The following is a 6,192-nucleotide window of genomic DNA, read 5'->3' on the forward strand; positions in this document are numbered from 1 at the left end:
TTTATAATATAAACAATAAAATTAATTATGTATAATGTAAACCATGAATATAGGTATATTAATATTAGCAGCAGGAAAAAGTGAGCGTTTTCAACGTGCTGGCGGTGAAGGAAGTAAATTAAATTATCGAATTGACCAACAAACTGTGTTCGAAAAAACGCTTGTAAATTCAATGAATAGTGAACTGCCTATTCATGTGGTCACTCGCGCTGATAATGTGGGTGTCATTAACAATTGTTTACATTTTAATATTCCATTTTCCGTATTAAATAGCGATGGGCTAGGGGAATCGATTGCGTTAGGCGTAAAAAATACCTCTAATTGGTGTGGCTGGTTAATTCAATTGGGGGATATGCCATATATTTCTCACGAAATATTTATTCAAGTTGCGAACGAATTAAAAAATTATTCATTAGTGCGACCTGTATATAAAAACATCCCGGGGCATCCTGTCGGAATATCAGAAAAATATCGACAAAGTTTGCTTAATTTATCGGGTGATGATGGCGCAAAATCAATATTACGTCATCAATTGGTTTACGAAATGCAGATAAATGATGAGAATGTCATTAAAGATATTGATTATCTTCCAAATAAAAACTAAGAATAAAAATCAATAGGGACTGAATATGCTACGCGAAGATGTTTCCGTGATTTCTCAAGCAATAAAGTGGGCAACGGATGAGCCAGTCTGGTTATGCACTGTGCTGCATACTTATGGTTCTTCGCCGCGAAGCCCCGGCTCTTTATTGGTCGCTAAAGGGGATGGGATGTATGTAGGTTCTCTCTCTGGCGGCTGCATTGAAGAAGATTTTCTGCAACGAATTCAGCAAGGCCATTATTTAAAAGATAGCCAAGTTGTTCGCTATGGCCAAGGCGGTGTGGAAGCCAAAGTCAATTTACCTTGTGAAGGGAGTTTAGATGTTCTGATCGAATATTTACCCTGTAATCCGTATTCTCATCAATACCTCTCACAGATTCACACAGCACTGCTCGGTTATACCGCCATCATCAAAAAATTGACGTTACCCCAGAGAAGTGAAATCACGACGGTGCCAAACTCACAACATCCCACCCATATTGAACGTAATGGCGATGAGATCCAGTTTTATATCATGGCGCCACCCAAGCTGATAATTGCGGGTATCTCTAATGTCGGCGTTTACTGCGCTAATTTTGCGGTTACATTAGGTTTTGAAGTGATTCTTTGTGAGCATCGCGATGATGAATTGTTACGCTTTGCTGGGCAAATTGCGGAACAAGTTGAGATTAAAAAAATATTCCCTGCACGCTTTTTAGAAGAGAATCCAAGCGCATCCAATACCGCCATTGTGTCTTTGACTCATGACCCTCGCATTGATGATTTAACATTAATGGAAGCTGTGAATACATCTGCATTTTATATTGGCGCAATGGGTTCAACCCGAACCAGTGCCAAGCGCCGAGAGCGTTTATTAAACTCAGGGGGATTAACGCTTGAAATGCTAGACCAGATCCATGCGCCTATCGGTATTCCAATTGGCAGTAAAACGCCACCAGAGATTGCGTTAGCAATTATGGCTGACATAGTGGCGCATAAGAATGGGCGGGGTTAGTATTGTTATGGGCGAATATTGCCCATTTCGAGTTGGGAAAATAAATAGTGGGTGGGAAAGGTATGGCTATTTTAAAACATGGAAGGATTCATAATGCCTTCTAAGCTCATTCACCAATGGAAGTACAAAAGAAGAGCTAGGCTGTCTTTCTTAGGGGCAGAGATCCTTTGGTCGGTAGTTTTAGGCATCATTCAGACATTAATCTATCAATGGTATTTGAGTGCTCATCCAGAGGATGCTGGTTTAGTTTTGAAAAGTAATTTCTATTACCAATTTTCTTTTAGTCTGTTTGGTTTGATGGAAGCGGTATTTGCTATTATCCAAATCTACATATTTACACTTCTTCTGACGCAACGAGTTAGGGATATTGGCATTAAATATCCATTTATGATTTCGCTTGTTTTTACATCAGCATCATTATTTTTAGCACCATTCAGTATGTTTAATTCATCAACTCTTTCGGTAATATTTATGTTTATTCTGCTGATTGGGGCGTTGATTGCGCTATTTACACCGTCAGCGCAAGAAAAAGTATCAGTATAAAAGGTGATGAATTGAACAATATAGTGGTTATTTGAAGTGAAGAATTGTGAGCTTAAATTAAAAAAGCAGCCTAAAACCAAATCAGTTTTATGCTGCTTTTCTCTTTAATAACGACTTTCTAATAAGAAGATATAGGCTTACACATTAAACCCTAACTTAGGGTATATTTATTTGATTTTTATTGATTTAATTTTGTGTTATTGATTTTGTACTCAGCGGTGTACTCATTTAGAACAAGGTGTCTGATAAAATAGCGTATTATTGTTAAAATTAAACAATTCCATACAATAAATTTACTTCGCAATGACTATTATAAAGTGGCATAAAGTTATATTTTCCTTTTTTGATAATATGCTAAAGAGCGTTATAGGTAAAGTTAACTTGATTAGCTTGCTATCTATTGATACGGATATTACCAGTCAATGCTTTTCGTCTGACGCTTTGGATAGGATGCCGAACTGGTGAAGTGTGCGCAATGGCTTGGGATGATGTGGATCTTGAAAAAGGAACTATTCATTTGAAAGAAACCAAGACAGGAATTGAACGATACGTGCAATTACCCGAGCAAGCAGTCACCTACTTGAAATCAATGCGCATGAACTCCGATAAATATCTTTTCCCATCTCAAGTAACCAAGTTGCCGATTCAACAAAAATATCTAACAGAATGTGCGTGGCGTTTACGCAAAGAAGGCAAGATGCTAGATATCCCTGATTGGTCACCTCATGATTTACGTCGAACAGTACGTACTGGGCTAGCTAAACTAGGTTGCCCCAATGAAGTGGGGGAGGCGATACTTGGGCATTCACGTAGTGGTATCGAAGGAACGTATGATTTATATGGTTATGAGAGTGAATGCAAAGTGTGGTTGCAGAAGTGGGCGGATCATATGGGGAGTTTGGTATGATATATTAAACTGTGAATTAATAATAATAGTAAGCGGCTGTATTTCTGTGGACACCAATCAACTATGCGGCAATACGAGCAGTGGCGCCTGCAATAAACAGTTCAAGTAACCGTTCTTGTTTGTATTGACTGAGTCTACTTTTTCTCATGGAACTATCCTCGATGATCTTAGTTATCTAGGACAGCTCTAATTATATCTAATATTCATAATTTGAAAGCAATGTTGAAGTATTAAATATGACATTTACTGATAATCCACCCTTTTGATAACTATCGCAAGTTATCAGCCTGTTTTATTAGATTTCTGGCTATAAATCAGTAACAATAGTTCCATTATTTTTACTGATGTAAGTAATGGAACAATGGCTAAAAAACCGAAAGAAACCAAATCTGAACCGTTAGAAGTTATCCTGTGGAAAGCCGCTGATAAATTGCGTAAGAATATTGATGCAGCAGAATACAAGCATGTTGTGCTGGGATTAATATTCTTAAAGTATATTTCTGATTCGTTTGAGTCTCACTATGAAAAGCTTAAAGCGGGTCAAGGCGAGTTTGCAGGGGCAGATCCCGAAGATAGTGATGAGTATCTTGCTTACAATGTGTTCTTTGTGCCTGAAAAAGCACGTTGGACGAATTTACTCAATAATGCAAAACAGCCCAATATCGGTAAATTAGTCGATGATGCTATGGAAGCCATCGAAGAAGATAACCCGCAATTAAAAGGGGTATTACCGAAGGTTTATGCACGTCAAAACCTTGATGCAACGGTACTTGGCGAATTAATTGACCTTGTGGGAGATATTGCACTAGGTGATGCAAAATTACGTTCTGCGGATGTACTAGGTCATGTTTTTGAATATTTCTTAGGTGAATTTGCGTTAGCGGAGGGTAAACAGGGCGGTCAGTTCTATACGCCGAAGTCAATTGTTTCCTTACTGGTTCACATGCTAGAGCCTTATGAAGGGCGTATTTTTGACCCGTGCTGTGGTTCTGGCGGTATGTTTGTTCAATCAGAAAAATTTGTTGAATCCCACTAAGGGAATATTGATAACATTTCCATTTATGGTCAAGAGTCTAACCAAACCACATGGCGTTTGGCGAAAATGAACTTGGCTATCCGCGGTATTAACTCTGAGCAAGTAAAATGGAACAATGAAGGCTCGTTTTTAAACGATGCTCATAAAGACTTACGTGCAGATTTTATTATTGCGAACCCGCCGTTCAACGTTTCTGATTGGTCAGGTGAACAATTACGTAAAGATGCCCGTTGGCAAAATGGCATCCCACCAGCAGGCAATGCAAACTTTGCGTGGATGCAGCACTTCTTATATCACTTGTCACCGAAAGGGCAAGCGGGTGTGGTACTGGCTAAAGGGGCGCTAACTTCGAAAACGTCGGGTGAAGGTGATATCCGAGCCGCATTAGTAAAAGATGCGAATGTGATTGATTGTATTGTTAACCTGCCTGCTAAATTATTCTTAAATACGCAAATTCCTGCTGCGCTATGGTTTATGCGCCGTGATCGTAATAACTCATCGGTGTATCAAGATCGTAGTGATGAAATTCTATTTATTGATGCGCGAAATCTTGGTCATTTAATTAATCGCCGAACTAAAGTGTTATCGGATGAAGATATTAAGCTGATTTCAGATACCTACCATAATTGGCGTAATAAAGATGGCGAATATGAAGATGTAGCGGGTTTTTGTGCATCTGTCGCTATCGATAAAGTGGCTGAATTGGATTATGTGCTAACACCAGGTCGCTATGTGGGTCTTGCTGATGAAGAGGATGATTTTGATTTTAAAGAGCGTTTTACCGCACTAAAAGCCGAATTTGAAGCACAATTAGAAGAAGAAACAAAACTTAATCAAGCAATTGCTGAGAATTTGGCAAAGGTGATGATATGAGACAGCAAACTGAATTTGGGGAAATTCCTGTTGATTGGCAAGTCAAAAAAATTATAGATATTAAATCTGATGATAAACGTGCAATAGCAATGGGGCCTTTTGGCTCAAATATTAAAGCTGATAACTTTGTACCGTCAGGAGTACCAGTTATACGCGGTACTAATATGAATTATGCGAAATATGTTGATGGTAACTTTGTTTATCTTACTGATGAAAAAGCAGATGAATTAATCGGTAGTAACTGTAAACCTAATGATCTTGTTTTTACGCATAGGGGAACTATTGGGCAAGTAGCATTGATCCCTCATAATAAATACTCTCGCTATGTTATCTCTCAGTCAGGAATGAAGTTGACTGTTAATCAGTCGATTGTTAATTCAGAGTTCTTATTCTACTTTTTTAAGAACCTATCCCAAAAGGAATTATCGTATAATATAATGAATTACGATAATTTCTGAGGGCAACGTATGGCAGGTAACAAGTGGCAAATCAGTGATGAACTCTGGGAGAAAATGGCTCCTCTCATCCCGGAGCATAGAACTCAACACCCGCTGGGTACGCACCGCAAGCGGGTTGATAATCGCGCTGCAATGAACGCCATTTTCTTCGTACTCAGGACGGGTTGCCAGTGGAATGCGCTAAATGCCACCGGTATATGCTCGTCAAGCTCTGCTCATCGCCGATTTCAGGAGTGGCGGGATGCTGGCGTATTTGAACGCTTCTGGCAAAACGGGTTGCTTGCTTGCGAACAGTTGGACGCTATTGACTGGTCGTGGCTGTCGATGGATGGTTGTATGACTAAATCACCGCTGGCAGGCTCAAAAAAACAGGCAGGAACCCAACAGACCGAGGGAAACGGAGCGTAAAGCGCAGTCTGATGACCGATGCGAACGGATTGCCCCTCTCTGTGGTGGTAGCGGGAGCAAATACACACGACATAAAGCTGGTTGCGGATACGCTCGATGCCCTCCTGACGGGCAGACCGGGCAAGAGGCTCCGGTTGTGCATGGACAAAGGGTATGAAGCGGAATGGTTGGGATCGTATCTGAAAAGTCGTCGCTATGAGCCTCATATCCAGTCACGGAAGGATGAATCAGAAGCCATCAAAAACACGGATTTTAAAGCCCACCGCTGGGTTGTAGAGAGAACATACAGTTGGATGAATCGCTACCGTCGTGTCCTGACTCGTTGGGAGAAGAAGGTCGAAAATTACGAGGCAATGCTGCATCTTGCCTGTG

5 protein-coding genes and 3 pseudogenes are annotated in these 6,192 nt (G+C 40.1%); 7 read left to right on the forward strand and 1 reads right to left on the reverse strand.

The genetic code is table 11. The features are described 5' to 3' along the window. The first annotated feature begins 43 nt into the window (after nt 1–43). From GKR48_RS10140 to GKR48_RS10155, 4 genes and pseudogenes are all read left to right on the forward strand, one after another. Nucleotides 44–604, forward strand: a complete 561-nt coding sequence (locus tag GKR48_RS10140; protein ID WP_154627990.1) for a nucleotidyltransferase family protein — start codon at nt 44–46, stop codon at nt 602–604. Between the two features lie 25 nt (nt 605–629). After that, nucleotides 630–1,595, forward strand: coding sequence for an XdhC family protein (locus GKR48_RS10145; protein WP_154627991.1), 966 nt, complete (start codon nt 630–632; stop codon nt 1,593–1,595). Between the two features lie 93 nt (nt 1,596–1,688). After that, nucleotides 1,689–2,138, forward strand: coding sequence for a hypothetical protein (locus tag GKR48_RS10150; protein WP_230088642.1), 450 nt, complete (start codon nt 1,689–1,691; stop codon nt 2,136–2,138). A 421-nt stretch (nt 2,139–2,559) separates the two neighbouring features. Next, a pseudogene (locus GKR48_RS10155) lies at nt 2,560–3,045 on the forward strand (site-specific integrase); the annotation flags it as partial. A 64-nt stretch (nt 3,046–3,109) separates the two neighbouring features. On the opposite strand, the pseudogene GKR48_RS10160 reads toward GKR48_RS10155, so the two are convergent. Further along, nucleotides 3,110–3,193, reverse strand: a pseudogene (locus tag GKR48_RS10160) (IS1595 family transposase); the annotation flags it as partial. Between the two features lie 213 nt (nt 3,194–3,406). On the opposite strand from GKR48_RS10160, the pseudogene GKR48_RS10165 reads away from it, so the two are divergent. The 3 genes and pseudogenes from GKR48_RS10165 to GKR48_RS10175 all read left to right on the forward strand — a co-directional run. Further along, nucleotides 3,407–4,954, forward strand: a pseudogene (locus tag GKR48_RS10165) (N-6 DNA methylase). Further along, on the forward strand, nt 4,951–5,412 hold the full coding sequence (locus GKR48_RS18165) for a restriction endonuclease subunit S (protein ID WP_154627993.1): 462 nt from the start codon (nt 4,951–4,953) through the stop codon (nt 5,410–5,412). The pseudogene GKR48_RS10165 and the gene GKR48_RS18165 overlap by 4 nt, the downstream one beginning before the upstream one ends. A gap of 9 nt (nt 5,413–5,421) precedes the next feature. Continuing rightward, nucleotides 5,422–6,192 (forward strand): IS5 family transposase gene (locus tag GKR48_RS10175; protein WP_195848216.1). Its coding sequence is split into 2 segments (ribosomal slippage), with 769 coding nucleotides annotated over them: nt 5,422–5,772 and nt 5,775–6,192; the frame shifts between segments, so codons are not numbered across the junction. This gene is flagged as partial in the annotation.

Source organism: Providencia sp. wls1943 (assembly GCF_009706275.1).
In the GTDB taxonomy this organism is placed as follows: domain Bacteria; phylum Pseudomonadota; class Gammaproteobacteria; order Enterobacterales; family Enterobacteriaceae; genus Providencia; species Providencia zhijiangensis.

Excerpts from the sequence above, each read along its gene's own strand:
- GKR48_RS10145 (WP_154627991.1), top strand. The coding sequence starts at position 630 with ATGCTACGCGAAGATGTTTCCGTGATTTCTCAAGCAATAAAGTGGGCA.
- GKR48_RS18165 (WP_154627993.1), top strand. The coding sequence starts at position 4,951 with ATGAGACAGCAAACTGAATTTGGGGAAATTCCTGTTGATTGGCAAGTC.
- GKR48_RS10140 (WP_154627990.1), top strand. The coding sequence starts at position 44 with ATGAATATAGGTATATTAATATTAGCAGCAGGAAAAAGTGAGCGTTTT.
- GKR48_RS10150 (WP_230088642.1), top strand. The coding sequence starts at position 1,689 with ATGCCTTCTAAGCTCATTCACCAATGGAAGTACAAAAGAAGAGCTAGG.